The sequence below is a fragment of the Leisingera coralii genome, from assembly GCF_049056525.1.
Lineage (GTDB): Bacteria > Pseudomonadota > Alphaproteobacteria > Rhodobacterales > Rhodobacteraceae > Leisingera > Leisingera coralii.
In genome coordinates this window covers 15,204-40,335 of the sequence record NZ_JBHUPT010000018.1, presented here as the reverse complement: position 1 = coordinate 40,335, position 25,132 = coordinate 15,204, and the positions used below count along the sequence as shown (strand labels likewise).

The window sequence follows — 25,132 nt, the reverse complement described above, 5'->3', positions numbered from 1 at the left end:
GCGGCAGCCAGCGGTGGCCGGCGGGCGCGGGAGCGCCTCCGCCTGTGGTCAGAACCGGACCGGCTGCGCCAGCTCCAGCAGCTGGTCTAGGTCCATATAGCGCTCCAGATGCTCCGCCAGCGCGTCCAGCGTTGCGTCGACGCCGTCCTCGTAGCCCGCCTGGCTCTCGTGGCCCAGGGTGGCCAGGAAGCTGGCGCGGAAGGCATCCGAGGAAAACAGCCCGTGCAGATAAGACCCCTTCACCCGGCCATCGGCAGAGGCGGCCCCCTCGCTGCGCCCATCAATGCTCAGCCAGGCACGGCGGCAGTCGGCGCCCTCGGTGCGGCCCATGTGGATCTCATAGCCGCTCACCGGCAGGTTGCCGTCCCGCGTGACCGCCTCGGTCAGTGTCACCCGCTTTTCGCCTGCCATCACCGTGTGCACGTCCAAGAGACCCAGGCCGTCCACCTTGCCGGGCCGCCCGTCGACGCCCTCGGGGTCGTCGATGGTCTTGCCCAGCATCTGGTAACCGCCGCACAGGCCCAGCACATGGCCGCCGCGGCGATGGTGGGCGAGGATGTCGATGTCCCAGCCCTGCGCCCGCAGGTAGGTCAGGTCGCCAATGGTCGATTTGCTGCCGGGCAGGATCACCAGATCCGCATCGCCGGGCAGGGCGCGGCCTGGCGGCACGATCTCCACCGTCACCTCCGGCTCTGCCGCCAGCGGGTCGAGGTCGTCGAAATTCGCCATCCGCTCCAGCTGCGGCACCACCACCTTGCAGGCGCCGCCCTGATGCGAGGCGATGTCCATCATGTCCTCGGCCGGCAGTTTCCAGGCGTCCCAGAACCACGGCACCACGCCCAAGGACGGCCAGCCGGTGCGCGCGGCGATATCATCGCGGCCGCCGTCAAACAGGCTGAGATCGCCGCGGAACCGGTTCACCATGAAGCCCACGACCCGCTCCAGGTCCTGCGGCTCCAGCACCGCATGGGTTCCGACGATCTGCGCAATCACCCCGCCGCGGTGGATATCGCCGGCAATCACCACCGGTACCTCTGCGGCGCAGGCAAAGCCCATGTTGGCAATGTCGTTCTTGCGCAGGTTGGTCTCGGCGGGTGAGCCCGCGCCCTCGATCAGCACCAGATCCGCGTCTGCCGCCAGCCGCCGGTAGCTCTCCAGCGCTGCCTCCAGCAGGCCGGACTTGTCGCGCATGAAGGAACCTGCGCCTTGGGTGCCGCGGCGCTTGCCCTGCACGATCACCTGGGCGCCGGTGTCGGTCTCCGGTTTCAGCAGCACCGGGTTCATGTCGGTATGCGGCGGCCGCATCGCCGCGCGCGCCTGCAGCGCCTGCGCCCGGCCGATCTCGCCGCCCTCTGGAGTGACGGCGGCATTGTTGGACATGTTCTGCGGCTTGAACGGCGTCACCTTCAGCCCGCGCCGCACATAAGCGCGCGCCAGCCCCGCCACGAGGAGCGACTTGCCGACATTGCTGCCGGTGCCCTGGATCATGATTGAACGCGCCCGTGTCATCCTGCTGCCAACTCCCTGCCTGCGCCCTGCCTTTCAGGGGCCTGCATAGCAGGTTAGACGCCGCCGTCCATGGCGGCTGTGCCGGAACCGTCGGCCCGCTGCCGCGGGGCGACGGCATGACGCTGGGGAAACCCGTGCAGGCAAAAGAAAAACGCGCCCCGGAGGGACGCGCTTTTCAGCAATGCAGGCAGCAGCCTTTAGGCGGCTTCAGCCTGTGCGGCATTGCGGCGCTCGCTTTCCTCGCGCGACAGCGCAACCGAGGTCCGGACCCCGCGGCCGACGAATTCCATCAGGCCTTCGACCACCCGTTCGTTGGGGTCGATACCGGCGCAGGACAGCACTTCGCGGCCATCGCGCGAGCGCGCCCAGCGGGCGATCTGTTCCGGGCCATTGCCGTATTTCTTGTCGTCGGCGATGGCATCATCCAGTGCGGCCAGGACAACGGCTGCAAACAGTTTGCGGGCGCGGTTGCCTTGCTCGTTGTTATAAGCGGTGCCGTCTACGAAATCTCGCATCTCGTATCCCTTGTTGTTCTTGCTATTGCAATTTTCGGCGTAGCGCTGCTTATGGCGGAATTGTGACGATTCGGATAGGGCGCATATGCATAGCTTTCATGCAAATTGCGCATACCTTAATCACACTTCCTTCACACCATATCCTTGTCTTGCCAGCGATCAGCCCGCCAGATATAGGGTCTTGCAAATTATCATCAACCATCTGAAAGGCATTTTCCCATGCCCAAGATCAACGGCAACGAAATCCGTCCCGGCAACGTGCTGGAGCATAATGGCGGCCTTTGGGCAGCGGTGAAAGTCGATCACGTGAAGCCCGGCAAGGGCGGCGCTTTTGCCCAGGTCGAGCTGCGCAACCTGCGCAACGGCTCCAAGCTGAACGAGCGCTTCCGCTCCGCAGACAAGGTGGAGCGTGTCCGCCTGGAGCAGAAGGACCAGCAGTTCCTCTATGAGAGCGACGGCATGCTGGTGTTCATGGACGCCGAAACCTATGAGCAGATCGAACTGCCCGCGGACCTGCTGGGCGACCGCCGCCCGTTCCTGCAGGACGGCATGACCATCGTGGTGGAATTCTATGAGTCCGAGGCGCTGAACGCGACCCTGCCGCAGAAAGTCACCTGCAAGATCGTCGAGACCGAGCCGGTCGTCAAAGGCCAGACCGCCGCGAACTCCTTCAAGCCGGCGATCCTGGACAACGGCGTCAAGGTGATGGTGCCGCCGTTTGTCGGCCAGGACGAGATGATCGTGGTGAATACCGAGACCATGGAATATTCCGAGCGCGCCTGATCCAGGCCGCGTCCCGGAATGCAGAAAGCCGCCCTCCCTCGGGGGCGGCTTTTTTACGTTTCTGCGCAGGCCTAAGACTTTTCTGAAAAGTCTTAGACAAAAGTTTTCAGAAAACTTTTGCCCGGACGGCCAGCAGCCAAGCTTATCCCGCAGGCAGCGCCAGGCTGAAGCCGCATTCATCCATCATCTTGCCATAGGCCGCGGTGAAGCCGCTCAGCGACGCTTCATAGAACATGTCGTTGCCTGCCCAGATTTCCACCCAGCTTCCCTGCTTCATCGCCTGCAGCATCACCAGGTGATCCTGGAACCGCAGCACGCTTTCGGCTTCCGCCAGCCCCTCCTCATTGATCCAGGAATTGATCCCGGCAGCGATCGAGAACGTCCGGTCGAAGTCAAAGATGAAATCCACGGTGCCGCCCTGCTGCATCAGGGTGGGGTAATGCCGGGGCGCATATTCCTGCACCTGGGCCATCGGATAGAAGGCCGGCGGTCCGGCATCGCCGGAAAACACGTCTAGCGCCAGGACCGGGTCGCCGTCGCCCCCGGTCCAGGCGCGGCAGGTCAGGTAGCTGTCCTGCTCGGTGACATGCGCTTCGACGGTGACGTGCCAGTCCTTGTAATTCCAATACTCCGCCCACGCGGGGGAGGCCGCCGCCACGGCCAGGCAAAAGCCGGAAATCAGTCGCATCAAATATCCCTTTCGGCAAACGGCCGCATCAGGCGCGGCCCCTTTGCCCGCGACACTAGCGCAAGGAGGTGAACAGAGGCTTGTCAGAAGCCAAGTGCCGCCAGCCGCGCCTCCACTATCCCGCGGTAGCTGGCCCCGAACAGCCGCAGGTGCACCAGCGCGGGCCACAGCTGATAGATATGGCGGCGCGCCTGATGCCCCGGCTCCAGCGCGCCATAGGCCGCGTGAAACGCCGCAGGCGGCGTGCCGAACAGATGCAGCATCGCCAGATCCACCTCGCCGTCGCCATAGCAGCAGGCCGGGTCGATCAGCCAGGCAGTGCGGCCGCTGAACAGCACGTTGCCGGTCCACAGGTCGCCATGCAGCAGAGAAGCGGGCGGCGCAGCGGGCAGCAGCTCCGGCAGCCGGACGCACAGCGCCTCGATCCGCAGCCGCAGATCACGGGGCAGGGCATCGGGCGCCGCCAGCAGGCGGCGGCCGGCCCAGAACTCCGGCCAGTTTTCCAGCGGCGCGTTGGGGATCGCGACCGCGCCAAAGGCGTACTCCTCCGGCCAGCCATAATGGGGGCTTGTGGCCGAATGCAGCTGCCGCAGCGCCTGTCCCAGCGCCTGCCAGCCCTCCGCGCTGGCGGAGGTTTCCTCCAGCGCTTCCATCAGCAGCACATCACCGGCAACGCCCAGCACTTCGGGGGCTGGCGCGCCAGCCTCGCGGATTGCGTGCAGCATGGCGGCTTCTGAGGACACCAGCGGCCCGGTCTTGGCCACCACTTGGCGGCCGTCGCTCAAGGAGAGAAGCTGCACCTCCGACAGGTCGCCGCCATGCAGCGGGCGGGCGCGGGAAACTTCCGCGCCCAGAAGGGACAGAACCGTCTCCGCCAGCCCGTTCACGGCTGCCAGGTGACGTGGGCGTCCCCCGCCTGCATCTCCCCCTTGGCGCGGTCGAACCGCAGGTAGGCAATACCCTTGCCGCCCGATTGGGTGAACAGCGTGCCCACCGGCTTGCCGTCCGCGGTAATCTCGGTGCCAACCGGCGCCGCGCCCTCGACCTCCACCGTGCGGAAGCCCTTGCGCAGCTCGGTCTTGTGCTTCATCCGCGCGGTCACTTCCTGGCCGACATAGCAGCCCTTGCGGAAGTCCACCCCGTTCAGAGCCTCGAACCCGGCTTCCAGGATATAGGTGTCCGGCCCCAGCTCGACGCCGGTCTCGGGGATGCAGTGGGCCACTCGGATCGCGTCCCAGTCACTGCCGTCATCGCGGCCCTCGGCCCCATAGAGCCGCCAGCCCATCGCCGCATGGCGCGGATCACGCAACGCGCCCTCCGGAGCCTCCCCGGTGCCGCGGGCCACCTGCAGATCCGTCATCTCCACCTGCACGTCGGCGCGCAGCCGGTACATGTTCAGCCGTTTCAGCAGGCCCTCGGCCAGCGCGGCGTCCACGTCCAGCAGAACCGCATCGCCCTCGGCGGCGAGGAAGAAATCCGCAATGTACTTGCCCTGCGGCGTCAGCAGCGCGGCATAGACCAAACCTTCGCTCAGCCGGTCCACGTTGTTGGTGACCAGCCCTTGCAGGAAGCTCTTGGCGTCACTGCCACTCACGCGCAGGATGCGGCGGTCGCTCATGTCTATTCTCCTGTGTGCCTCTGGGGCGTTTCACTGCCTGGCCCAGTGATATAGGAAGCAGGGCGGAAGAAAACAGCAAAACCGCAGAGGAAACATCCATGCCCGCGCCGGTCAGCCTCGTGATCCCCACCCTGAACGCAGCCGAAGAGCTGCCCGCCTGCCTGGAGCGTCTGATGGAGGGGCTGGGGGCAGGGCTGATCCGCGAACTGGTGATCACGGATGGCGGCTCCACGGATGAGACCCGCGCCATGGCCCAGGCCGCCGGGGCGGAGTGGATCAGCGGCGCGCCCTCGCGCGGCGGCCAGCTGCGGCGGGGCTGTGCGGCGGCCAAGGGCGATTGGCTGCTGGTGCTGCACGCCGACACCCGTCTGGAGCCGGGCTGGGCCGCGGCGGTGGCGCAGCACCTGGAGGAGGGGCAGGGGCATCCCGCCTATTTCCGGCTGCGGTTCCGGGCGCGCGGCGTGCTGCCGGCCTGGGTCGCGGGCTGGGCCAACCTGCGGTCGCGCCTGTTCGGGCTGCCCTATGGCGATCAGGGGCTGCTGATCCGCCGTGCGGACTATGACGCCGCGGGGGGCTACCCGGACCAGCCGCTGATGGAGGACGTGGCGCTGGTGCGCCGCCTCAAGGGGCTGACCGCCTTGCCCTCAGCAGCCCTGACCAGCGCGGGGCGCTATCAGCGGGCTGGCTGGCTGCGGCGCGGGGCCAGGAACCTGTGGACGCTGATGCGGTATTTCCTAGGAGTGGCCCCGGAGAGGCTGGCAAAGTCTTACAGCAAATAACTGTTCCGCCCGGCCGGGAGGCCGGGCAGCGCCCGACCCTCAGCGTTCAACAGGGGAAGCTGGAATTCAGCCGAACACCTTGCGCGCAAAGCGGCGGAACCAGCGCTGTTTGCCATTGTCCGCCGCGCCATCCGGAACCTGCTGCGCCTGGGCGGCGATGCTTGCCGTGTCCACCACCGTCTTGCCGTCCTGGAACTGCAGCCGGTAGAGGTCGGCATAGATGCCGCCGCGCGCCAGCAGCTCGTCATGGCTGCCCTGATCAACCACCTGGCCGCGGTCCATCACCACGATCTTGTCGGCGTTGCGGATGGTCGACAGCCTATGCGCAATCACCAGCGTGGTGCGCCCGCCCGACAGCTTGTCCAGCGCCTGCTGCACCACTTTCTCCGACTGCGCATCCAGCGCCGAGGTTGCCTCGTCCAAGAGCAGCACAGGGGTGTTGCGCAACAGTGCCCGGGCGATCACCACCCGCTGCCGCTGGCCGCCCGACAGGGCCGATCCGCGCGGGCCCACCCGGGTTTCCAGGCCATGCTCCAGCTTGGGCAGGAAATCCGCCACATGCGAGGCATCCAGCGCCGCCTGCAGTTCCGCGTCGCTGACATCGGTGCGCCCCAGCACGATGTTCTCGCGCAGGGTCTCGTCAAACAGCATCGCATCCTGCGTCACCACCGAGAACAGGCTGCGCAGGTCGGCGGTGTTCAGGTCGCGGACCTCGACCCCGCCGACGGTGACCGATCCCGCCTGCGGGTCCACCATCCGGGTGAGCAGGTTGAAAATCGTCGATTTGCCCGCTCCAGAGGCGCCGACCAGCGCGGTGGTCTTGCCCGCCTCGGCCTCCAGCGCCAGCTGGTTCAGGATCCTGGCGTCGCCATAGCTCAGATCGACACCCTCCAGCTTGATTGCCGGCAGGCCCTGCGGCGCCGCCTTGGGATGCTCCGGCTCGCTCAGCAGGATCGGCGCATCCAGCAGTTCCTTGATCCGCTCCAGCGCCGCCGCCGCCCCCTGCCAGACGCCGGAGATATTGGCCAGCCGCCGCATCGGTTCAAACGACAGGCCGATCGAGGTGAAGAAGCTCATGAACTGGCCGACGGTCTTTTCGCCCGCAATGATCTCGGAGCCGCCATAAAGCAGCACCGCCATGAAGCCGACACCGGCCATGATGTCGGTCATCCCGGAAATCGAGGAGGTGCCAAAGGCCGCCTTCACCTCGGAGCGGACAAACTCATCGGTGCGTTCGGAGAAACGGTTGACCTGATAGTCCTCCAGCCGGTTCAGCTTGACCGGCACGATGCCGTGGAAAATCTCGTCCAGCCGGGTCGCCAGATCGGCACCCAGATCCCGCGCCCGCGATGCCTTCTTGCGCACATAGCGCTGGATCGAGGAGATCGGCAGCAGCAGCACCGGAACGCCAATCAGCAGGATCAGGGTCCAGCGCCAGTCGATGCTGAAGGCCACGCCCAGCACCGCCACCAGCGCCACCAGGTCGCGCCCCGCACCGGTGATCACCGCCTGCCAGACCGAGTTGATCGCCCCCACATCGCTTTGCACCCGCTGCAGCAGCAGCCCCGGCGGGTGCTGCTGGTGAAAGGCCGGGTCCTGCCGGATCAGCCGCGCCAGCATGTCCTTGCGCAGATGCGCGGCAGAGGTCTGCGACACCTTGCTGAGCAGCACCTTCTGGGTGACGCTGGACACGCCGCGCAGGGTGAAGATCGCCAGAAACGCCAGGCTGACCCAGACCAGCGCATCGGTATTGCCCGCGACAAACACCAGATCGAACATCGGCTGCATCATATAGCCGAGCGCCCCCATGGTGGCGCCTTCCAGCAGCATGAAGATCACCGCAACGCCCAGGAGCCCGATGTAATGGCGCAAATATCCGCGCCACAGCCAGCCGAACAGCTCGCGGGAGGATTTGTGAGGCTGGCTCATGCGGGGAGGATCCGGCAGGGAATTCGGGTCATTACGGGCCTTTTCTGACATGCCGCGACCATTTAAGCAGCTCCGGTGCAGGGCGCAAGCAATTCGCCGTGACGCTGCGGTCAATGGAATTGACCCGGCGGGCCGGGCGGCTACTGTGGCGGCACGGATCAACCGCGGCGGGCAGGGACGCCTTCCGCGCTGCAAGGAACATCAGCCATGAGCGGATCAGTGAACGTGTCGGCAGGGCGCTCCTACCTGGCCATCCCAGGGCCGTCGGTGGTGCCGGACCAGGTGCTGCAGGCCATGCACCGGGCTTCTCCCAACATCTACGCGGGCGAGCTGGTCGAGATGACTGCCACCCTGATCCCTGATCTGCGCCGCGTGGCGCGCACGCAGCATCAGGTTGCGATCTACATCTCCAACGGCCACGGCGCCTGGGAGGCGGCGCTGCAGAACACGCTGCAGCCGGGCGATAAGGTGCTGGTGCCCTCGTCGGGCCGCTTTGCCATCGGCTGGTCGGAAATGGCCGAGGGTCTGGGGATCGAAACAGAGGTGCTCGACTTCGGCAACCACGCGCCCTGGGATCACGCCCGGATTGCCGAAGCCCTGGCCGCGGACACGGATCACCGCATCAAGGCGGTGCTGGGCGTGCACGTGGACACCTCCAGCTCGATCCGCAACGACGTTGCCGCCCTGCGCCGGGCGCTGGACGCGGCCGGCCACCCGGCGCTCCTGATGGCCGATTGCATCGCCTCGCTCGGCTGCGACCGGTTCGAGATGGATGACTGGGGCGTGGACGTGATGGTCACCGCCTGCCAGAAGGGGCTGATGGTGCCCGCGGGCATGGGCTTTGTGTTCTTCAACGACAGGGCCGCTGCCGCGCGCAAGACGCTGCCGCGGATCAGCCGCTATTGGGATTGGGAGCCGCGCGCAAATCCGGAAGAGTTCTACCAGTACTTCGGCGGCACCGCACCGACGCATCACCTCTACGGCCTGCGCGCCGCGCTGGACATGATCCACGCCGAGGGGGTTGAGGCCGTCTGGGCCCGCCACGCGCATCTGGCCCGCACCATCTGGGCCGCTTGCGAGGCTTGGGGCGCGGACGGCCCGCTGAGGATGAACGTGCCGGACCAGTCCCTGCGCTCCAACGCGGTGACCGCGCTGCAGATCGGGTCGCCTTACGGCACCGAGTTGCGTCAGTGGCTGGAACAGAATTTGGGCCTGACCCTGGGCATCGGCCTGGGCATGGCGCCGCCCAGCAGCCCGGAATGGCACGGCTTCTTCCGGCTCGGCCACATGGGCCATGTGAACGGCCATATGGTGATGGGCCTGCTGGGGGGGATCGAGACCGGCCTCAAGGCGCTGGACATCCCGCACGGGGCAGGTGCGCTGGAGGCGGCCGCAGTGGCGCTGGCGGGCGCTTAGCGGCCGGTCAGGTGCGGGCAGAAGGCGGCGTCACGCCTTCTGCGAATTCAGCCGGATTTCCAGCCTGGTGATGAAGTGGTTTATCAGCACCGCCAGCACCAGCACGGGGACCATCCCGTACATCACCCAGATCACGAAGAAGATCCACATCAGGTTGATTCCGGCAAAAGTGATCGCGGCAGTGAAGAAATCCGGCATGCCGTCCGGCAGTTCAGGGTCACGCATGACAATTCTCCCGGTGATACCCTTCTATGGTAGCCCGGAAGTGGTGAATGTCCGGTAAAACCGCCGCGATCCGGCAGCGGCCGGCAGGTTTCAGCCGGCCCCGCGCGCGGCCTCCAGCGCCAGCGGCAAAGCGGCGGCAAATGCGGCCATCTCCGCCTCAGGTCCGCAGCTGACGCGGATGCAGCGGTTCTGCGGCGCGGCAAAGGGCATCCGCACGAAAATCCCCTGATCCACCAGCGAGTCCAGCACCGCCTTGGCAAACGCCCCGTCCCGGCCGCAGTCGATGGTGACGAAATTGGTGGCCGAGGGCAGGGCGCTCAGCCCGTTCGCCGCCGCGATCTCCGCAATCTTCGCCCGCGCGCCTCCGATCTGCGCCAGCACCTGCGCCAGCCAGTCCTGATCCTGCAGCGCCGCCAGCGCCCCCGCCTGCGCCGCCCGGTTCATCCCGAAATGGTTGCGCACCTTGTTGAAGGCGGAAATCAGCTCCGGATGCCCCAGCGCATATCCCACCCGCGCCCCGGCCATGCCGTAAGCCTTGGAGAAGGTCCGCATCCGGATCACCCGCGCATCATCCGCGCTGATTGGTGCCGCGGTGCCTTCGGGCGCGCATTCCACATAGGCTTCGTCCAGCAGCAGCAGGCAGCCCTCCGGCAGCCTGTCCAGCGCCGCGGCAATCTCCGCCCCCTGGTGCCAGCTGCCCATCGGGTTGTCGGGGTTGGCGAGGTACACGATCTTGGCGCCCACCTCCGCCGCCTTGGCAAACAGCGCCCCGAAATCCTCGTGGTCGCCGGTGTAGGGCACCGTGTGCAGCACCCCGCCAAAGCCCGCAACGTGATAGTTGAACGTCGGATAGGCCCCCAGCGAGGTCACCACCGCGTCGCCTTCGGCAATCAGCAGCCGCACCAGGTAGCCGAGCAGGCCGTCAATGCCTTCGCCCACCATGATATTCTCCGGGGCAATGCCATGATGCGCCGCCAGCGCCTGCCGCAGATCATGGTTCTCGGGATCGCCGTACATCCAGATGCCGCCCGCCGCCCTGGCCATCGCCTCGATTGCCTTGGGGGAGGGGCCAAAGATATTCTCATTCGCGCCCAGCCGGGCGGCAAAACCCTGGCCGCGGGCGCGCTCCTGGGTTTCGGGGCCGACAAAGGGCACGGTGGCGGGCAGGGAGAGGGCAAGCGGGGTGTAGCGGGGACCAGTCATGGCGGCAGATAACCCCAAGCCGCCAAGCGGGGCAAGGCCTGCAGCAATGCGCCCCGCCCCGGGCCGGCTGCCCCCACGTAGCACTGGAAACGGCGCCGGTTCCGGGGCAGGCTGACGCAAAAGATCCAGCGGGGAGAAGACCATGGCCAGAGTGACCACCGGCTACAAGGACCATATCGCCTATGTGACGCTTGCCCGCCCGGACAAGCACAACGCGCTGGACGAGGAAATGATCGAGGCGATCATCGCCGCGGGCCAGGAGGTGGCCGCCTCGGACGCCCGCGCGGTGGTTCTGTCCGGGGCCGGCAAGAGCTTCTGCGCAGGGCTCGACATGGCGGCGCTGGCCGGCTTTGCGCAGCGCGACCTCAGCACCCTGATCATGGAGCGCACCCACCACGACGCCAACGCCTTCCAGGAGGTGGCGATGATCTGGCGCCGGGTGCCGGTGCCGGTGGTCGCGGCCCTCCACGGCGCCTGTTTCGGCGGCGGGCTGCAGATCGCGCTGGGCGCCGACATCCGCATCGCCCACCCGGAGGCGCAGCTGTCGGTGATGGAAATGAAATGGGGGCTGATCCCCGACATGGGCGGCATGGCGCTGCTGCCGCGGCTGGTGCGCGCGGACGTGCTGCGCCGCCTGACCTATACGGCGGAGAAGATCGGCGCCGAGCAGGCGCTGGACTGGGGCCTGGTGACCGAACTGGCCGGCAACCCGCTGTCCCGCGCCAATGAGCTGGCCGCCGCCATCGCCGCCAAAAGCCCCTCTGCCATCCGCGCTGCCAAGCGGCTGACGGCCTATGCCGAAAGCGGCGCCAGCCAGGCAGAGGTGCTGCTGGCCGAAAGCGCCGAACAGCTGGAGCTGATCGGCAAACCCGACCAAATGGAGGCGGTTGCCGCCCAGCTGCAGAAACGCCCTCCAAACTTCCGCTAAGGGGCCGCCCCTGCAGCGCTGCAGCTGGCCCCCGGGGCTCTTCCTCTTGCCCGAAATACCCCCGCCGGAGGCAGCGCCCGGCACGGGCGCTTTCCTGCCGGCCGGCCTCCAAAAACCGCAACAGCGGGTTTTTGCCAAATTTTCCGTAAATCCGCCGATGCAAGCGGGAAACCGCCGCCTGCCGGCAGAATAATGCCGCGCAAAATCAGCACAAAGACCTGTTAACTTTTTGGCAACCTCTGGGCGCAAAACCTGCCTTCAGGAGGGCGCAACAGGGGCCAAATCAGCACCTGGCAGACACACGGCGGGAGACCCGGCAAGGGCCCCGGACGGCTGCGCGCACCCTCAGGAAATGCAGTGGAACCGGCCAGGCGGGACCGCCCTGGGCCGGGCTTCAGAAAGGAGTGAGGCTGATGCAGCTGGTGCGTAAAAAGTGGTTTATCCTGTTTGAAAGCGGCGCCTTGCTGTCCCGGACCGGGGACAGGATCACATATTTCTATGACGAGGCGCTCAGCTTCGGAAACCGCGAGGAGGCGCAGCGCTACCTGGCTTCCAACGAAAACCGCGTCAGCTGCACCGGCCTGCGCCCCTCATTGACCGAAGCGGCGTGAGCGGATGGCTCGCCGCCAGCCGGACTGCCGAACGGCACGCCGCGGCAGAGGCGCGGATGCCTAGCTCCGCGCGCTGGCTGCTGGCTCTCAGCGGCGTTCTGATCTCGGCCGCGTCACTGGTGTTCTGGGTCTGGCTCGGCGGCGCGGGCCAGGCGCCGGAGGCGCAGCCCGGCTGGTTCACCCTGACGGCGCTGCGCTACTTCTGGCTGCCCTTCCTCAGCGGCGCGGGCCTGGTGCTGGCGGTCTGCTGCGCCGGGCGCTCCGGACCCTGAGGCGCGCGAAACGGAAAAGGCCGCGCCCTGTGCAGGCGCGGCCCTCATTACTTGCAGACGGCGGCTGGATTACAGCGACGCGTCGTAGATCTTGGAGATGTTGGCGCCCAGGGCGGCGTCATATTCCGCATCGGACATCGCCACGTTCAGGCCCTCGGTCAGGGCGCGGCTGAAGGAGGCGATCATCTTGGGGTTCTGCGCCAGGCGCGCGCAGGCGTCATCGGTGGTGTAGCCTCCCGACAGCGCCACAACCCGCACCACATTGGCGTGGTCCGCCAGATCGTCATAGAGGCCCGGCTTGGTCGGGATGGTCAGCTTCAGCGCCACCTTGCTGTCCGCGGGCAGGGCGTCCAGCTGCGCCTTGATCTCTGCCTTCAGCAGCTCCTCGGCCTCGGCCTTGGTGGCGGAGTTGATGTCGACTTCCGGCTCGATGATCGGCACCAGGCCGGCCGCAACGATCTGCTGGCCCACTTCGAACTGCTGGGCGACAACCGCCTTGATGCCCTCGGCATTGGCTTCCTTGACGACCGAGCGCATCTTGGTGCCGAAGATGCCCGCCTCGCTGGCGCGCGCCAGCAGCGCGTCCAGTTCCGGCATCGGCTTCATCATCTGCACGCCGTTTTCCTCGTCCGCCAGGCCCTTGTCGACCTTCAGGAACGGCACCACGCCGCAGGTCTCCCACAGGTAGGTGGCGGTGGGGGTGCCTTCGATCTCGCCGTCCATGGTCTTTTCGAACAGGATCGCGCCCAGGATGCGGTCCTTGCCAAAGCTCGGCGAAGTGATGATGCGGGTGCGCATCTTGTGGATCTCGGCGAACATCTCGTCGTCGTTCGAATAGGCGTCCTCGTTCACGCCATAAAGCTTCAGCGCCTTCGGGGTGGAGCCGCCCGACTGGTCCAGCGCGGCGATGAAGCCCTTGCCGTTGGCGATGCGGTCGAGTTGTGCCTGCTGTACGGAAGCGTCTTTGGCCATAATGCCTCACTCTCTTGCGAATGGTGTGATGTCTTGGCGCTGTCTATAGCGTGAATTGCGCCGGAAACAACGGGGTGTTGCGCTAACGGAAGAAGGATTTCCGCGCATCCCGGGCCATGTTGTAGCGCATCTCCAGATCCGAGATCCGCGCCATCGCCGCCTTGCGCTGCGCGGGATCCGTCAGCCTGGCGTATTCCTTGCGCGCCGCGGCCAGCTGTTCCTTCAGCCCGAACTCCTCCGGCACTACCCCGGCCTCAGCCATGATCCGCATCCCCGCCGCCATTCCGGCGTCCACATGCGCCTCGCTGCTGCGGTCGGGCAGCGGCTTGCCTTCGCCCTCCAGCCCCTGCAGCTGCCCCTCGGCCTGCGCCTTGGTCAGCTGGCGTTCGATCAGGTTGCGGAAGGCGCGGATCATGCGGGGCCTCTTTGCGGTGCCGGGCGACTCTACCAGCGGCAGGTCAGCCCAGCCAGTCCTTGCGGGTGACCGCGTCATTCAGCGCAAGCAGGTCCTCGCGCAGCTCCTCCAGCCCGACCGGCCCGCCCAGGCACACCCGCACCGCTTCCTCCGGGACACCGGTGACGGTGAAGGCATCGCTGGGCATGATGCCGATCTGGCGCCCGGCCATGCGCCCCATCACCTCCGCCCGGCTGGTGCCGCGGGGCAGGCTGAGCCACAGGTTGAAGGCCAGCGGATCGCTTTCGACGAAGCAGTCCTGCAGCACTTCCGCCGCCAGCGCCTGCCGCTCTGCCGCGGCCTTGCGGATAAAGCGCTGCAGCTCCGCCGCGGTGCCGTCCTCGATCCAGCGGCCCAGCAGCGCCAGGTTCAGCGGCGACACCATCACATGCATCGACCGGAGCGCCTGGCTGAACTGGCCCAGCAAGGCGCGTTTCGGCACCGTGGTATAGGCCAGCCGCAGCCCGGCGCCAAAGCACTTGGAGAGCCCGGCGATGTGCCAGCCCAGATCGGGGATCAGGCTGCTGACCGGCTGCGGCGCGCCGTTGTCGACAAAGCAATAGGCGTCATCCTCGATCAGCGGCAGGTCGTGTGTCTGCAGCACCGCGGCAATCTCCTGCCGCCGCTTGGCCGTTATGGTGCGGGTGGTCGGGTTCTGCAGCGTCGGATTGAGGTACAGCGCCGCGGGCCAGTCGCCGGTGATGGCCTTCTCCAGCGCATCCGGCAGGATGCCGTCCTTGTCCCGCGGCAGCCCGATCAGCCGGATCCCCTGCCGCGCCGCGATGGAGCGCAGGCCGGGATAGGTCACATCCTCGCACAGCAGTGTCGAACCCGGCTCGCACAGAACCGTCAGAATGGCATAGAGGCTGGCGTGCGCCCCCGGCGTGATCACCAGCCGCTCCGGCACGCAGGCCAGCCCGTTGGCCTGCATCCACTCCGCCGCAATGGCACGGTCCTGCGGGCTGCCGGTCACCGACTGATAGCGCAGCAAGGGCAGCAGGTTGGCGGAGACATGCTCCAGCCCCTGCCGCATCCGCGCCAGCAGCGCCGGGTCATCCGGCTCCGGCGGCATGTTCATCATCGGGTCTTCTTCCAGCGCCCGCCGCGGGTCGGGGCGTTCGGGCAGCGCCTCCAGCGCCTTCACAAAGGTGCCGCGGCCGACGAAGCTCTCGATATAGCCGCGCCGCACCGCCTCGGCATAGCCCCGCGACACGGTGGAGAAATCCACCCCCAGCTCCTGCGCCACCCGCCGCTGCGGCGGCAGCCGGTCGCCGGGCGCCAGCACGCCTGCGTCGATGTCGGATTTGATCGCCTCGGCCAGCTCCAGGTAGCGGGGCCTGGCACCCTCCAGCCGGGCAGGGGTCCATTGTTTCATCGCCGTGTCTCCGAGGGGCGTATTGCGCTGTGATTGATCGGTTCAATGCACGAGTGCGACAATAAATGCAACATAAATGATCGCATAATGTTTGCAGTCAATATGGGAATCGCGCTATCAGGCGCCGGAACCCAAGGAGACGCCGCGATGACCGGGATTGATCTAGTGGAAGAGGAGCAGCGGGCGCTGAAACCCGCGTTGCTGAAGGGGCTGCGGCTGCGCTGCCCGAACTGCGGCGGCGGCAAGCTGCTGCACAGCTATCTGAAGGTGAACGACAGCTGCACCGAGTGCGGCCAGGAGCTGCACCACCAGCGCGCCGATGACGGGCCGGCCTATCTGACCATCCTGGTGGTGGGCCACATCCTCGGCTTTGCGCTGCACATCGTCTACATGCAGTTGCGCCCGGACCCCTGGACGCTGGCGATCATCATGTCGGTGGTCACGGTAGGCGCGTCGCTGATCATGCTGCCGCGGATGAAGGGGCTGGTGGTGGCCTATCAATGGGCCAAGCGGATGCACGGCTTCTGAGCCGCCAAAATCCAATGAGTTAAAATGCAAAAGGCGGGCCCAGGGCCCGCCTTTTTCTGTTTTCTCCCAGCGCCGCGCAGCGGCGCCGGGCCCAACGGGAGCCGCGCATGTGTCATGCGCAGGCGACGGGCGGGAGGATCCCGCCAGCCGCGCGATCCGTCAGACCAGCCGCGACGCGTCCTTGGCGGCGCGCACAAAGCCGTCAAACAGCGGGTGCGGAGCGAACGGCTTGGACTTCAGCTCCGGGTGGAACTGCACCCCGATGAACCACGGGTGATCGGACCATTCCACGATCTCCGGCAGGCGGCCGTCCGGCGACATGCCCGAGAACTTGAGGCCGCATTCCTCCAGCTGTTCGCGGTACTTGGTGTCGACCTCGTAACGGTGGCGGTGGCGCTCTTCGATATGGGTGCTGCCATAGACCTCGGACACTTTGGAGCCTTCCAGCAGCGTCGCGTCATAGGCGCCCAGGCGCATGGTGCCGCCCTTGTCGTCGCCGACCTTGCGCTCAACCATGGTGTTGCCCTGCACCCATTCCTTGAGGTGGTAGACAACCGGCTCGAACCGCTTCTTGCCGGCCTCGTGGTCGAACTCCTCGGAGCCCGCCTCGGAAATGCCTGCCACGTTGCGGGCGGCCTCGATCACCGCCATCTGCATGCCCAGGCAGATGCCCAGGTAGGGCACCTTGTTTTCACGCGCGTACTGCGCCGCCTTGATCTTGCCCTCGGTGCCCCGCTCGCCAAAGCCGCCGGGCACCAGGATCGCGTGGAAGCCCTGCAGGTGCGGGGCGGCGTCTTCCTTGTCGAACAGCTCGGCATCGACCCATTCGATCTTGACCTTCACCCGGTTCGACATGCCGCCGTGGGTGAGCGCCTCGGCGATCGACTTATAGGCGTCTTCCAGCTGGGTGTATTTGCCGACGATGGCCACCCGCACTTCGCCCTCGGGGTTGTAGATGCGGTCGGCCACATCTTCCCAGCGGTCCAGGTTCGGCTTGGGGGCCGGTGCGATGCCGAAGGCGTCCAGAACCGCCTGGTCCAGCCCTTCGCGGTGGTAGGCCAGCGGCGCCTCATAGATGGATTTCAGGTCCTGCGCGGCAATCACCGAGTCGGGGCGCACGTTGCAGAAAAGCGCCAGCTTCTCGCGTTCCTTCTCGGGGATCGGGCCTTCGGAGCGGCAGACCAGGATGTCGGGCGCCAGGCCGATGGAGCGCAGCTCCTTCACCGAGTGCTGGGTCGGCTTGGTTTTCAGCTCGCCGGAGGCTTTGATGTAGGGCAGCAGCGTCAGGTGCATGAAGATGCACTCGCCGCGCGGCTTGTCCTGGGCGAACTGGCGGATCGCCTCGAAGAAGGGCAGGCCCTCGATATCGCCGACGGTGCCGCCGATCTCGCAGAGCATGAAGTCGACCTCATCCTCGCCGATGGAGATGAAGTCCTTGATTTCATTGGTGACGTGCGGAATGACCTGGATGGTCTTGCCGAGGTAGTCGCCGCGGCGCTCCTTCTCCAGCACGTTGGTGTAGATCCGGCCGGAGGAGATCGAGTCGGTCTTGCGCGCCGGAACCCCGGTGAAGCGCTCGTAGTGGCCGAGGTCCAGGTCGGTCTCGGCGCCGTCGTCGGTGACGAACACCTCGCCGTGTTCAAACGGGCTCATGGTGCCCGGGTCGACGTTCAGATAGGGGTCCAGCTTGCGCAGGCGGACAGAGTATCCGCGGGCCTGCAGAAGCGCCCCCAGTGCTGCCGAAGCCAGGCCTTTGCCCAGGGATGAAACAACACCGCCAGTGATAAAGATGAAACGCGCCATGAGTGTTCGGCTGCCCCCGTGAGAAGTCAGAATCTAGCTGCCCGGCGGTGATCGGAATCATTCCAAAAACCGCAGCATCACGGGACTTCATATATAAAGGATTCGCACGAAATGCGCAAGGGAACCGCAAGATGCTGTTGCGGCCCCTATAACCCTCTCAAGGTGTAGTAGGTTAGTCGGCGCTGGGAACCAGCGGCGCGTTGTCGCCTTCGCTCGGCGGCAGCAGGTCGCTGCCCAGCGGAGCCGGCACCGCCGGTGCGCCGCCGTCTTCGGTCTGCGGAACCGCCAGCCGGTCGGTGACCGAGGAGCCTGCGGATTTCTGTGCCGCCATGATGGTCAGGGTGATCGAGGTGCAGATGAAGGCGATTGCCAGCAGCCAGGTCACCTTGCTGAGCGCGGTTGCCGCCGCACGGCCCGAGATGGCGCCGCCGCCGCCGCCGCCCATGCCCAGACCGCCGCCTTCGGAGCGCTGCAGCAGCACCACGGCGATCAGGCCGAGAGCCAGAAGAAGATGGATGATGAGAACAACGTTTTCCATGGGTCCCTGCGGCGGTTGGCTGAGTATCGGGCGGTAAATAGGCAAGATTGCCCGGGGGGGCAAGGGCGGAGTTTGCCTGACGCCGGGCAGCACCCATGACGTGCAGTCAGAGGCGCCGCAGCGGTGCTTTGTGACTGGACGCAGGCCCTTGGGGCAGGGCAGAGTTTCTTCATGCCCCATGATCACCACGACCACCCGCACGCCCTTTTGCCGCCGGACCCTGCCTTGCGGGTCAAGGCGCTGGAGACGATTCTGGTACAGAAGGGGCTGATCGACCCAGCCGCGCTGGAGGAGATCATCGACACCTATCAGAACAGGATCGGCCCGCAGAACGGCGCCCGGGTGGTGGCCAGGGCCTGGAGCGATCCGGAGTTCAAGGCGGCGCTGCTGGCGGATGCCGATCCGGTGCTGGCGGACCTTGGCTATTCCGGCCGCCAGGGCGAGCATATGGTGGTGGTGGAGAACACGCCCGCACAGCACAATATGGTCGTCTGCACCCTGTGCAGCTGCTACCCGTGGCCGCTGCTGGGCATTCCGCCGGGCTGGTACAAATCCGACGCCTACCGCGCCCGCGCGGTGCGGGAGCCGCGCAAGGTGCTGGCGGAGTTCGGGGTCACACTGCCCGAGGGATGCGCGGTGCGGGTTTGGGATTCGACCGCCGAGGTGCGCTATCTGGTGCTGCCGGTGCGGCCCGAAGGCACGGAAGGGCTCAGCGAAGAGGACCTGGCCGCGCTGGTCACCCGCGACAGCATGATCGGCACCGGCCAGCCGAAGGTGCCGGCATGACCCGGGTGCATGACATGGGCGGGCGATTCGGCGACGGGCCGGTGGTGCCGGAAGCCGAGGATGCGCCGGTCTTTGCGGAGGACTGGCACGCCCGCGCCCTGGCGGTGACGCTGGCTTGCGGCGCGCTCGGGCAGTGGAACATCGATGTGTCGCGCCATGCCCGCGAGCGGCTGTCGCCCAAGGATTACACCCGGTTTTCCTATTACGAGAAATGGATCGCGGCGCTGGCGGATCTGCTGGTGGAGAAGGGCGTGCTGACGCAGGAGGATCTTGAGGGCAAGGGCTCCGAAGACATTCATGCGCTGGCGCAGCGGGCCTTGAAGGCAGAGAACGTCGCTGCTGTGCTGGCCAAGGGCGGCCCGGCGGACCGGCAGGGCGGGCCTCAGCCGCGGTTCTCGCCCGGGCAGGCGGTGCGGGCGCGGATACCGGCGGACAACGCGCTGGCGGATGGCGGCCACACAAGGCTGCCGCAGTACGCTGCCGGCGCGCGCGGCTATATCTTGCGGCTGCATGGCACCCATGTGTTCCCCGACAGCAGCGCCCATGGCCTGGGCGAGGCGCCGGAGCCGCTGTATGCGGTGCGCTTCTTTGCGCGTGAGCTGTGGGCGCATCCGGAGCACCCGGAGGACGAGGTGGTGCTGGACCTGTGGCAGAGCTATCTGGAGCCGTTATGAGCGAGTGTCCCGAGGTTGCCGCGCCGGAGCCGGTTTTTGCCGAACCCTGGCACGCGCAGGTGTTTGCCCTGACCGTGCACCTGAACGAATCCGGGCGGTTCAGCTGGAGTGAGTGGGTAGAGCGGTTTTCCGCAACGCTGAAGCGGCATGGCCTCAGCCGTGAATTGGATGGCGGCGAGGATTACTTCCGCGCCTGGCTGGAAACGCTGGAGGGGGTTCTGGCGGAACAGGGCGCGGCCTCGCCTGCGGAGGCCGAGGTGATGCGCAGCCGCTGGGAGGAAGCGTATCTGAGCACGCCGCATGGCGCGCCGGTGCATCTGCGCCGCTGAGCGCGCGGCTTTGGCCGCCGGGGCCGGTGAAGGCCCGGACGGTATTTGAATGTCTTCCTTTGATTTGCTTGAGCGCTGATCCGGTTAAGGATGGCGGCGCCGCCGGGCAGAGAATGGACAGACCCCTCGGGGCCTGCTCGGACAGGATTTCCTGAACGACCCCCTTTTTATCAGGGCCGGTCTCCGGGTGTTGCGCAGGCAGCCGCACAGATGCCTGCGCCTCGTATCATGGCCCCGCGCGCGGGCCCATGGCGGGGGATCGCGATCGTTTGGCAGTCTGGCATGGGAGTATGAGAAACCGATGAAGCGGGCGTGCGGCGGTCGCGCAACGCCAGCAGCGTTCCGCGGAAGCGCTATGGGAGGGAATCGCCCGGCGGTACCGCCGGGCTGCGCCTGCCTGCCCCCCGGCAGGCGCATTCGCGCCCGCCCAGGCAGGCGCAGCCCTCTGTGAATGAGACGAAAAGGGGCTCCTGGTGTCCGGCTGCGGCGAATTTGCGGTTCCACTGCCTGCGCAGCATCGCTATATGAGCGTGGGTTTGAACCAGACTGTAAAGGACCGGATATGGCCAATGTCGTCGTAGTCGGCGCCCAGTGGGGCGACGAGGGGAAAGGCAAGATCGTGGACTGGCTGAGCGAGCGCGCTGACGTGATCGCACGCTTCCAGGGCGGCCATAACGCGGGCCATACGCTGGTCATTGACGGCAAGGTCTACAAGCTGCACGCGCTGCCCTCGGGCGTGGTGCGCGGCGGCAAGCTGAGCGTCATCGGCAATGGCGTGGTGCTGGATCCCTGGCACCTGATGAAGGAGATCGCAACGGTGCGCGAGCAGGGTGTCGAGATCACCCCGGAAACCCTGATGATCGCCGAGAACACTCCGCTGATCCTGCCGCTGCACGGCGAGCTGGACCGGGCGCGCGAGGAAGCGGCGTCGAAGGGCACCAAGATCGGCACCACCGGCCGCGGCATCGGCCCGGCCTATGAGGACAAGGTGGGCCGCCGCGCGATCCGCGTTGCCGACCTGGCCGACGAGGCGACCCTGATTGCCCGCGTCGACCGCGCGCTGCAGCACCATGACCCGCTGCGCAAGGGGCTGGGTGTTGACCCGGTGGACCGCGACGCGCTGATTGCCCAGCTGAAAGAGATCGCACCGCAGATCCTGCCGTTTGCGGCGCCGGTCTGGAAGGTGCTGAACGAAAAGCGCAAATCCGGCAAGCGGATCCTGTTCGAAGGCGCCCAGGGCGCGCTGCTGGACATCGATTTCGGCACTTACCCGTTTGTGACCTCCTCGAACGTGATTGCAGGCCAGGCAGCGACCGGCGTGGGCATCGGCCCGGGCTCGATCGATTACGTGCTTGGCATCGTGAAGGCGTACACCACCCGTGTGGGTGAAGGGCCGTTCCCGACCGAGCTGCTGAAGGAAGACGGCACCCCGGATGCGGACGGCGAGCGCCTGGGCACCCGCGGCCATGAGTTCGGCACCACCACCGGCCGCCAGCGCCGCTGCGGCTGGTTCGACGCCTGTCTGGTGCGTCAGACCTGCGCCACCTCCGGCATCAACGGCATCTCGCTGACCAAGCTGGACGTGCTGGACGGGTTCGAGACCCTGAAGATCTGCGTCGGCTATGAGCTGGACGGCGAGCGTCTGGATTACCTGCCGACCGCCGCCGACCAGCAGGCGCGCTGCACCCCCATCTATGAGGAGATGCCGGGCTGGAGCGAGTCGACCGAGGGCGCGCGCAGCTGGAACGATCTGCCTGCCAACGCGATCAAATACGTGAAGCGGGTGGAAGAGCTGATCGAATGCCCGGTCGCGCTGCTGTCCACCAGCCCGGAGCGGGACGACACCATCCTGGTGACCGACCCGTTCGCCGACTGATGGCAGAGAACAAAGGCCTGAGCTACAAGGCCCGGCGGCGCTGGGCCCTGGTGATCCTGCTGGTCGGGATGCCGGTTTACATCGTGGCCGCGGTCACGGTGCTGAACTGGCTCGACCGGCCGCCGCTGTGGCTGGAGCTGATCGTCTATGTGGCGCTGGGCATCGTCTGGGTGCTGCCGTTCAAGTTCGTGTTCCGCGGCGTCGGCAAGGAAGACCCGGACGCTAAGGACCAGTAAGGGGAGGGGCTCTGCCCCTCTTGGCCTGACGGCCAATTCCCCCCGGGATATTTCCGGCCAGAAGAAGCCGGATCCAGTGTTTGAAAACAGAAAAGGCGGCCCCGAGGGCCGCCTTTTCTGTTTGTCTGACAAGCGGTTATCCAGCGGCGCGTTTGCCGGGTTTGAAGCCGATGTCGCCGGAGGCAGTGAACTGGCCGTTGCCGGAGCGTTCGATCTTGCCGTCGCGCAGCAGCTGGCCGAAGGAGCGCAGCCCGTCCTCGCGGTTGAATTCGCCGCTGCCGGCGCTGCGCACCTTGCTCATGAGCTGAGGCCGCGAGAAGTGGTCGCGGCCTTCGACAAAGCTCATGTAGGCGGCGGCGGCTTCCAGCAGCTCATGCAGCTCGGCGGCGCCGCGTTCGGCAGCATAGTCGGCAAAGCCGCTGCTGCCGGTCTCGGTTTCCTCGCCCAGAACTGCGGCCGAGACCCGGCGCGGGCGCACCGGCTGTTTCGCGGCTGCGCCCTGGTCGATGCGCTGGGCAGCCACCAGCTTCAGCGGCGCCGGGCGGGACGCCGGGCTGGCCGGGCGCTCGGAGCTGGCCTGGCGGGCCTCCGGGCGGCGCGGGCGGACCACGCTGGCCAGGTCCTCGCGGTAGGGCTGGGCGTCGTCGCTGCCCGTGGTGCCAGCGGCCGGGCCGGCCTTGGCGGCAGCAACGGCGGCGCGCAAGTGGCTGTAGGCTTCCCGCGAGGAGGCCGATTCGGGGTCCTCGAGCTTTTCTTCTGCGGCGGCCATCAGCCGGCTGACATCGCTGTCTGCCGGGCTTGGTGCTGCAGGCTGCTCCGCGGCGGCCTCCGGGCTGATGCTGTCTTCGGCCGAAGCGGTATCTTCTGGCAGTTCCGAGGCGGCAAGGATTTCCGCTTCCACCTCGGCCAGCTCGCGCATCAGGTCGGCTTCGTCTTCCTCCGACAGCGCCGCAGGGGCGGGCGCCGGTTCCGGGCGGCTGCCGGTTTCCTCCAGGCGGCCCGAGGCAAGGGCCTGGTCGAATTCGGAGCGCTTGACCTTGGTGATGCGCACGCGCGCTGCGGGAGCGGCCGGTTGGCCGGAAGCGTCTTCCGCCAGCAGGTTCTCTGCATCGCCGGCTTCGGGCTGGTCTGCGGCGGCGCCGTCCTTCAGGTCCGCGAACAGGCTGTCATCCGAGGCCTCTGCGCCGCCTTCGGTGTCCGCGTCCTCTGCGGTTCCGGGCTGCTCAGCGGCCGTGCGGCCCAGGTCCAGGCGGTCCAGCGTCCTGGCGATTTCGTCGTCACCCTCGTCATCGAAGTCCGGTGCGCCGGTGCCGTCATCCTCCATCAGCGCGGAGGTGATGTCCTCAGCGGCGCTTTCCAGCACGTCGTCGGCGTGCTCGTCCTCGCTGAAGTCCTCTTCGGGCGCCTGAGCCACCACGGCACGGATGCGCTGCAGCTTGGCCGCGATACTGTCGGCGGCGGGCGCGGTGTCCTCTTCCGCGCGCGGGGCGGGTTCTTCGGCTTCGGCAGCTTCCGGGGCACCGGCGTCTTCTGCCGCGCCGGCCTCGTTGACTTCCAGCAGCTCGACTGCGGTGGTGTCTTTCCGCGCCTGCTCCTGCGTTTCGGCGCTTGCGTTTTCCAGCACCGCGGCGATGGTTGCTTCGGCTTCGGCTTCGGCTTCGGCTTCGGCTTCGGCTTCGGCTTCGGCTTCGGCTTCGGCTTCGGCTTCGGCTTCGGCTTCGGCTTCGGCTTCGGCTTCGGCTTCGGCTTCGGCTTCGGCTTCGGCTTCGGCTTCGGCTTCGGCTTCGGCTTCGGCTTCGGCTTCGGCTTCGGCTTCGGCTTCGGCTTCGGCTTCGGCTTCGGCTTCGGCTTCGGCTTCGGCTTCGGCTTCGGCTTCGGCTTCGGCTTCGGCTTCGGCTTCGGCTTCGGCTTCGGCTTCGGCTTCGGCTTCGGCTTCGGCTTCGGCTTCGGCTTCGGCTTCGGCTTCGGCTTCGGCTTCGGCTTCGGCTTCGGCTTCGGCTTCGGCTTCGGCTTCGGCTTCGGCTTCGGCTTCGGCTTCGGCTTCGGCTTCGGCTTCGGCTTCGGCTTCGGCTTCGGCTTCGGCTTCGGCTTCGGCTTCGGCTTCGGCTTCGGCTTCGGCTTCGGCTTCGGCTTCGGCTTCGGCTTCGGCTTCGGCTTCGGCTTCGGCTTCGGCTTCGGCTTCGGCTTCGGCTTCGGCTTCGGCTTCGGCTTCGGCTTCGGCTTCGGCTTCGGCTTCGGCTTCGGCTTCGGCTTCGGCTTCGGCTTCGGCTTCGGCTTCGGCTTCGGCTTCGGCTTCGGCTTCGGCTTCGGCTTCGGCTTCGGCTTCGGCTTCGGCTTCGGCTTCGGCTTCGGCTTCGGCTTCGGCTTCGGCTTCGGCTTCGGCTTCGGCTTCGGCTTCGGCTTCGGCTTCGGCTTCGGCTTCGGCTTCGGCTTCGGCTTCGGCTTCGGCTTCGGCTTCGGCTTCGGCTTCGGCTTCGGCTTCGGCTTCGGCTTCGGCTTCGGCTTCGGCTTCGGCTTCGGCTTCGGCTTCGGCTTCGGCCTCAACCTCTGCCGCCGCTTCAACCTCTGCCGCCGCTTCCTCAATCTCTTCGGCGGCGGCCGGGGCTTCCTCTGTGACGGCCTCGGCGGCAGGGGTGTCTGCCGCAGCGGCGTCTTCGGCGGCGGCTTCGCTCACGGCAGCTTCCGCTTCGGCGGCCTGCTCCTCTGCCGGGGCAGGGGCGGGCGCGGGCTGTTCGGCCACCGGGGCGGCAGCCGGAGCCGGCGCGGGTGCTGCTGCCGGCGCGGGGGCTTCAGCCGCGGCGGATCCCAGCGCCGGGGTGGCGGCGCGCAGGTGGATGCCGGTGTCGCTGGTGCGGGCCTCGACCTGGCGGGCGATCTCGCGCTGGGCGATGCGGGCCAGCATGTCGGCATCGGGCTGCGGCGGCTCGGCGCCGAAGTAACGGTCATCGGCAGCCAGGTCGCGGAAATACTCGGCAATGGCCTTCATCGTGCCGAAGGAATCCTCGAACCCTTCCAATGTGCAGGAAAAGGTCCCATAGGATACCGTCAAGACTTTGTTATTGTGTACCATCAGCTCGCTCGTCTT

The 25,132-nt window shown here is 66.9% G+C and carries 26 protein-coding genes; 12 read left to right on the top strand and 14 right to left on the bottom strand.

The genetic code is table 11. From position 1 onward, the window contains the following. Positions 1 to 48 precede the first annotated feature (48 nt). Both ACFMBG_RS07530 and ACFMBG_RS07525 read right to left on the bottom strand, forming a co-directional pair. Complete coding sequence (locus ACFMBG_RS07530; RefSeq protein ID WP_421054091.1) at positions 49 to 1,488, bottom strand: cobyric acid synthase; 1,440 nt, start codon at positions 1,486 to 1,488, stop codon at positions 49 to 51. 218 nt (positions 1,489 to 1,706) lie between these two features. Then, complete coding sequence (locus ACFMBG_RS07525; RefSeq protein ID WP_065270891.1) at positions 1,707 to 2,024, bottom strand: DUF6280 family protein; 318 nt, start codon at positions 2,022 to 2,024, stop codon at positions 1,707 to 1,709. A gap of 219 nt (positions 2,025 to 2,243) precedes the next feature. Between ACFMBG_RS07525 and efp the strand changes: the two genes are divergently transcribed. Then, a complete protein-coding gene (gene efp / locus ACFMBG_RS07520; protein ID WP_421054090.1) occupies positions 2,244 to 2,807 on the top strand; it encodes an elongation factor P in 564 nt (187 codons plus the stop codon). Between the two features lie 142 nt (positions 2,808 to 2,949). On the opposite strand, the gene ACFMBG_RS07515 is transcribed toward efp, so the two are convergent. From ACFMBG_RS07515 to ygfZ, 3 genes are all read right to left on the bottom strand, one after another. Next, positions 2,950 to 3,495, bottom strand: a complete 546-nt coding sequence (locus tag ACFMBG_RS07515; RefSeq protein ID WP_421054089.1) for a hypothetical protein — start codon at positions 3,493 to 3,495, stop codon at positions 2,950 to 2,952. A gap of 83 nt (positions 3,496 to 3,578) precedes the next feature. Next, positions 3,579 to 4,382 (bottom strand): fructosamine kinase family protein, encoded by an 804-nt coding sequence (locus ACFMBG_RS07510; protein ID WP_421054088.1) that lies wholly within the window; start codon positions 4,380 to 4,382, stop codon positions 3,579 to 3,581. Continuing rightward, a complete protein-coding gene (gene ygfZ / locus ACFMBG_RS07505; RefSeq protein ID WP_421054087.1) occupies positions 4,379 to 5,113 on the bottom strand; it encodes a CAF17-like 4Fe-4S cluster assembly/insertion protein YgfZ in 735 nt (244 codons plus the stop codon). The genes ACFMBG_RS07510 and ygfZ overlap by 4 nt, the downstream gene beginning before the upstream one ends. A 98-nt stretch (positions 5,114 to 5,211) precedes the next feature. On the opposite strand from ygfZ, the gene ACFMBG_RS07500 reads away from it, so the two are divergent. Then, a complete protein-coding gene (locus ACFMBG_RS07500; protein ID WP_421054086.1) occupies positions 5,212 to 5,892 on the top strand; it encodes a TIGR04283 family arsenosugar biosynthesis glycosyltransferase in 681 nt (226 codons plus the stop codon). A 66-nt stretch (positions 5,893 to 5,958) separates the two neighbouring features. Here the strand turns inward: ACFMBG_RS07500 and ACFMBG_RS07495 are convergent, their stop codons facing one another. Continuing rightward, the gene (locus tag ACFMBG_RS07495) at positions 5,959 to 7,821 is read right to left on the bottom strand and encodes an ABC transporter ATP-binding protein (RefSeq protein WP_421054085.1); all 1,863 of its coding nucleotides are present in this window, start codon (positions 7,819 to 7,821) and stop codon (positions 5,959 to 5,961) included. Positions 7,822 to 8,028: 207 nt separating this feature from the next. Here ACFMBG_RS07495 and ACFMBG_RS07490 point away from each other — a divergent pair, with 207 nt between their 5' ends. Beyond that, complete coding sequence (locus ACFMBG_RS07490) at positions 8,029 to 9,237, top strand: pyridoxal-phosphate-dependent aminotransferase family protein (RefSeq protein WP_421054084.1); 1,209 nt, start codon at positions 8,029 to 8,031, stop codon at positions 9,235 to 9,237. 30 nt (positions 9,238 to 9,267) lie between these two features. Here ACFMBG_RS07490 and ACFMBG_RS07485 read toward each other — a convergent pair whose 3' ends face one another. Then, on the bottom strand, positions 9,268 to 9,462 hold the full coding sequence (locus ACFMBG_RS07485; RefSeq protein WP_421054083.1) for a histidinol phosphate aminotransferase: 195 nt from the start codon (positions 9,460 to 9,462) through the stop codon (positions 9,268 to 9,270). Between the two features lie 90 nt (positions 9,463 to 9,552). Further along, entirely contained in the window at positions 9,553 to 10,665 is a 1,113-nt protein-coding gene (locus ACFMBG_RS07480; RefSeq protein ID WP_421054082.1) for a pyridoxal phosphate-dependent aminotransferase, read from the bottom strand. Positions 10,666 to 10,807: 142 nt separating this feature from the next. Here ACFMBG_RS07480 and ACFMBG_RS07475 point away from each other — a divergent pair, with 142 nt between their 5' ends. The 3 genes from ACFMBG_RS07475 (at position 10,808) to ACFMBG_RS07465 (ending at position 12,476) form a co-directional block, all read left to right on the top strand. Next, positions 10,808 to 11,593 carry a crotonase/enoyl-CoA hydratase family protein gene (locus tag ACFMBG_RS07475; protein WP_421054081.1) on the top strand — a complete coding sequence of 262 codons (786 nt, stop codon included), beginning with the start codon at positions 10,808 to 10,810 and terminating at the stop codon, positions 11,591 to 11,593. Between the two features lie 413 nt (positions 11,594 to 12,006). Then, a complete protein-coding gene (locus ACFMBG_RS07470) occupies positions 12,007 to 12,204 on the top strand; it encodes a hypothetical protein (protein WP_421054080.1) in 198 nt (65 codons plus the stop codon). Beyond that, entirely contained in the window at positions 12,201 to 12,476 is a 276-nt protein-coding gene (locus ACFMBG_RS07465) for a hypothetical protein (RefSeq protein ID WP_421054079.1), read from the top strand. The genes ACFMBG_RS07470 and ACFMBG_RS07465 overlap by 4 nt, the downstream gene beginning before the upstream one ends. Before the next feature lie 69 nt (positions 12,477 to 12,545). Here ACFMBG_RS07465 and ACFMBG_RS07460 read toward each other — a convergent pair whose 3' ends face one another. The 3 genes from ACFMBG_RS07460 to ACFMBG_RS07450 all read right to left on the bottom strand — a co-directional run bounded on the left by ACFMBG_RS07460 (position 12,546) and on the right by ACFMBG_RS07450 (position 15,277). Then, complete coding sequence (locus ACFMBG_RS07460; protein WP_421054078.1) at positions 12,546 to 13,448, bottom strand: fructose bisphosphate aldolase; 903 nt, start codon at positions 13,446 to 13,448, stop codon at positions 12,546 to 12,548. Between the two features lie 82 nt (positions 13,449 to 13,530). Next, positions 13,531 to 13,863, bottom strand: a complete 333-nt coding sequence (locus ACFMBG_RS07455; RefSeq protein ID WP_421054077.1) for a DnaJ family domain-containing protein — start codon at positions 13,861 to 13,863, stop codon at positions 13,531 to 13,533. Between the two features lie 43 nt (positions 13,864 to 13,906). After that, positions 13,907 to 15,277, bottom strand: a complete 1,371-nt coding sequence (locus ACFMBG_RS07450) for an aminotransferase-like domain-containing protein (protein ID WP_421054076.1) — start codon at positions 15,275 to 15,277, stop codon at positions 13,907 to 13,909. A 147-nt stretch (positions 15,278 to 15,424) separates the two neighbouring features. Between ACFMBG_RS07450 and ACFMBG_RS07445 the strand changes: the two genes are divergently transcribed. Continuing rightward, positions 15,425 to 15,805 (top strand): DUF983 domain-containing protein, encoded by a 381-nt coding sequence (locus ACFMBG_RS07445; RefSeq protein WP_421054075.1) that lies wholly within the window; start codon positions 15,425 to 15,427, stop codon positions 15,803 to 15,805. 159 nt (positions 15,806 to 15,964) lie between these two features. Here ACFMBG_RS07445 and ACFMBG_RS07440 read toward each other — a convergent pair whose 3' ends face one another. Together ACFMBG_RS07440 and secG are read right to left on the bottom strand one after the other, a co-directional pair. Next, positions 15,965 to 17,608 carry a CTP synthase gene (locus ACFMBG_RS07440; protein ID WP_421054074.1) on the bottom strand — a complete coding sequence of 548 codons (1,644 nt, stop codon included), beginning with the start codon at positions 17,606 to 17,608 and terminating at the stop codon, positions 15,965 to 15,967. A 172-nt stretch (positions 17,609 to 17,780) separates the two neighbouring features. Then, positions 17,781 to 18,146: a preprotein translocase subunit SecG gene (gene secG / locus ACFMBG_RS07435; protein ID WP_421054073.1), complete on the bottom strand. Its 366-nt coding sequence runs from the start codon at positions 18,144 to 18,146 to the stop codon at positions 17,781 to 17,783. A gap of 171 nt (positions 18,147 to 18,317) precedes the next feature. On the opposite strand from secG, the gene nthA reads away from it, so the two are divergent. The 5 genes from nthA (at position 18,318) to ACFMBG_RS07410 (ending at position 22,047) form a co-directional block, all read left to right on the top strand. Next, positions 18,318 to 18,932 carry a nitrile hydratase subunit alpha gene (gene nthA / locus ACFMBG_RS07430; protein WP_421054072.1) on the top strand — a complete coding sequence of 205 codons (615 nt, stop codon included), beginning with the start codon at positions 18,318 to 18,320 and terminating at the stop codon, positions 18,930 to 18,932. Continuing rightward, positions 18,929 to 19,606 carry a nitrile hydratase subunit beta gene (nthB, locus tag ACFMBG_RS07425; protein ID WP_421054071.1) on the top strand — a complete coding sequence of 226 codons (678 nt, stop codon included), beginning with the start codon at positions 18,929 to 18,931 and terminating at the stop codon, positions 19,604 to 19,606. Before nthA ends, nthB begins: the two co-directional genes overlap by 4 nt. Then, positions 19,603 to 19,935, top strand: a complete 333-nt coding sequence (locus ACFMBG_RS07420) for a nitrile hydratase accessory protein (protein WP_421054070.1) — start codon at positions 19,603 to 19,605, stop codon at positions 19,933 to 19,935. The genes nthB and ACFMBG_RS07420 overlap by 4 nt, the downstream gene beginning before the upstream one ends. A gap of 562 nt (positions 19,936 to 20,497) precedes the next feature. Next, positions 20,498 to 21,811 (top strand): adenylosuccinate synthase, encoded by a 1,314-nt coding sequence (locus ACFMBG_RS07415; protein ID WP_421054069.1) that lies wholly within the window; start codon positions 20,498 to 20,500, stop codon positions 21,809 to 21,811. Next, positions 21,811 to 22,047: a DUF2842 domain-containing protein gene (locus tag ACFMBG_RS07410; RefSeq protein ID WP_421054068.1), complete on the top strand. Its 237-nt coding sequence runs from the start codon at positions 21,811 to 21,813 to the stop codon at positions 22,045 to 22,047. The genes ACFMBG_RS07415 and ACFMBG_RS07410 overlap by 1 nt, the downstream gene beginning before the upstream one ends. Before the next feature lie 136 nt (positions 22,048 to 22,183). Here the strand turns inward: ACFMBG_RS07410 and ACFMBG_RS07405 are convergent, their stop codons facing one another. Then, positions 22,184 to 25,117, bottom strand: a complete 2,934-nt coding sequence (locus ACFMBG_RS07405) for a hypothetical protein (RefSeq protein ID WP_421054067.1) — start codon at positions 25,115 to 25,117, stop codon at positions 22,184 to 22,186. Positions 25,118 to 25,132 lie beyond the last annotated feature (15 nt).

Bases quoted from the DNA above. Each gene is read 5' to 3' on its own strand.
- ACFMBG_RS07480 (WP_421054082.1), bottom strand. From the start codon at position 10,665: ATGACTGGTCCCCGCTACACCCCGCTTGCCCTCTCCCTGCCCGCCACC.
- ACFMBG_RS07460 (WP_421054078.1), bottom strand. From the start codon at position 13,448: ATGGCCAAAGACGCTTCCGTACAGCAGGCACAACTCGACCGCATCGCC.
- secG (WP_421054073.1), bottom strand. From the start codon at position 18,146: ATGGAAAACGTTGTTCTCATCATCCATCTTCTTCTGGCTCTCGGCCTG.
- ACFMBG_RS07470 (WP_421054080.1), top strand. From the start codon at position 12,007: ATGCAGCTGGTGCGTAAAAAGTGGTTTATCCTGTTTGAAAGCGGCGCC.
- ACFMBG_RS07440 (WP_421054074.1), bottom strand. From the start codon at position 17,608: ATGGCGCGTTTCATCTTTATCACTGGCGGTGTTGTTTCATCCCTGGGC.
- ACFMBG_RS07485 (WP_421054083.1), bottom strand. From the start codon at position 9,462: ATGCGTGACCCTGAACTGCCGGACGGCATGCCGGATTTCTTCACTGCC.
- ACFMBG_RS07495 (WP_421054085.1), bottom strand. From the start codon at position 7,821: ATGAGCCAGCCTCACAAATCCTCCCGCGAGCTGTTCGGCTGGCTGTGG.
- ACFMBG_RS07455 (WP_421054077.1), bottom strand. From the start codon at position 13,863: ATGATCCGCGCCTTCCGCAACCTGATCGAACGCCAGCTGACCAAGGCG.
- ACFMBG_RS07420 (WP_421054070.1), top strand. From the start codon at position 19,603: ATGAGCGAGTGTCCCGAGGTTGCCGCGCCGGAGCCGGTTTTTGCCGAA.
- efp (WP_421054090.1), top strand. From the start codon at position 2,244: ATGCCCAAGATCAACGGCAACGAAATCCGTCCCGGCAACGTGCTGGAG.
- ACFMBG_RS07410 (WP_421054068.1), top strand. From the start codon at position 21,811: ATGGCAGAGAACAAAGGCCTGAGCTACAAGGCCCGGCGGCGCTGGGCC.
- ACFMBG_RS07450 (WP_421054076.1), bottom strand. From the start codon at position 15,277: ATGAAACAATGGACCCCTGCCCGGCTGGAGGGTGCCAGGCCCCGCTAC.
- nthB (WP_421054071.1), top strand. From the start codon at position 18,929: ATGACCCGGGTGCATGACATGGGCGGGCGATTCGGCGACGGGCCGGTG.
- ACFMBG_RS07530 (WP_421054091.1), bottom strand. From the start codon at position 1,488: ATGATCCAGGGCACCGGCAGCAATGTCGGCAAGTCGCTCCTCGTGGCG.
- ygfZ (WP_421054087.1), bottom strand. From the start codon at position 5,113: ATGAGCGACCGCCGCATCCTGCGCGTGAGTGGCAGTGACGCCAAGAGC.
- ACFMBG_RS07475 (WP_421054081.1), top strand. From the start codon at position 10,808: ATGGCCAGAGTGACCACCGGCTACAAGGACCATATCGCCTATGTGACG.
- ACFMBG_RS07405 (WP_421054067.1), bottom strand. From the start codon at position 25,117: ATGGTACACAATAACAAAGTCTTGACGGTATCCTATGGGACCTTTTCC.
- ACFMBG_RS07445 (WP_421054075.1), top strand. From the start codon at position 15,425: ATGACCGGGATTGATCTAGTGGAAGAGGAGCAGCGGGCGCTGAAACCC.
- ACFMBG_RS07525 (WP_065270891.1), bottom strand. From the start codon at position 2,024: ATGCGAGATTTCGTAGACGGCACCGCTTATAACAACGAGCAAGGCAAC.
- ACFMBG_RS07500 (WP_421054086.1), top strand. From the start codon at position 5,212: ATGCCCGCGCCGGTCAGCCTCGTGATCCCCACCCTGAACGCAGCCGAA.
- ACFMBG_RS07515 (WP_421054089.1), bottom strand. From the start codon at position 3,495: ATGCGACTGATTTCCGGCTTTTGCCTGGCCGTGGCGGCGGCCTCCCCC.
- ACFMBG_RS07490 (WP_421054084.1), top strand. From the start codon at position 8,029: ATGAGCGGATCAGTGAACGTGTCGGCAGGGCGCTCCTACCTGGCCATC.
- ACFMBG_RS07415 (WP_421054069.1), top strand. From the start codon at position 20,498: ATGGCCAATGTCGTCGTAGTCGGCGCCCAGTGGGGCGACGAGGGGAAA.
- nthA (WP_421054072.1), top strand. From the start codon at position 18,318: ATGCCCCATGATCACCACGACCACCCGCACGCCCTTTTGCCGCCGGAC.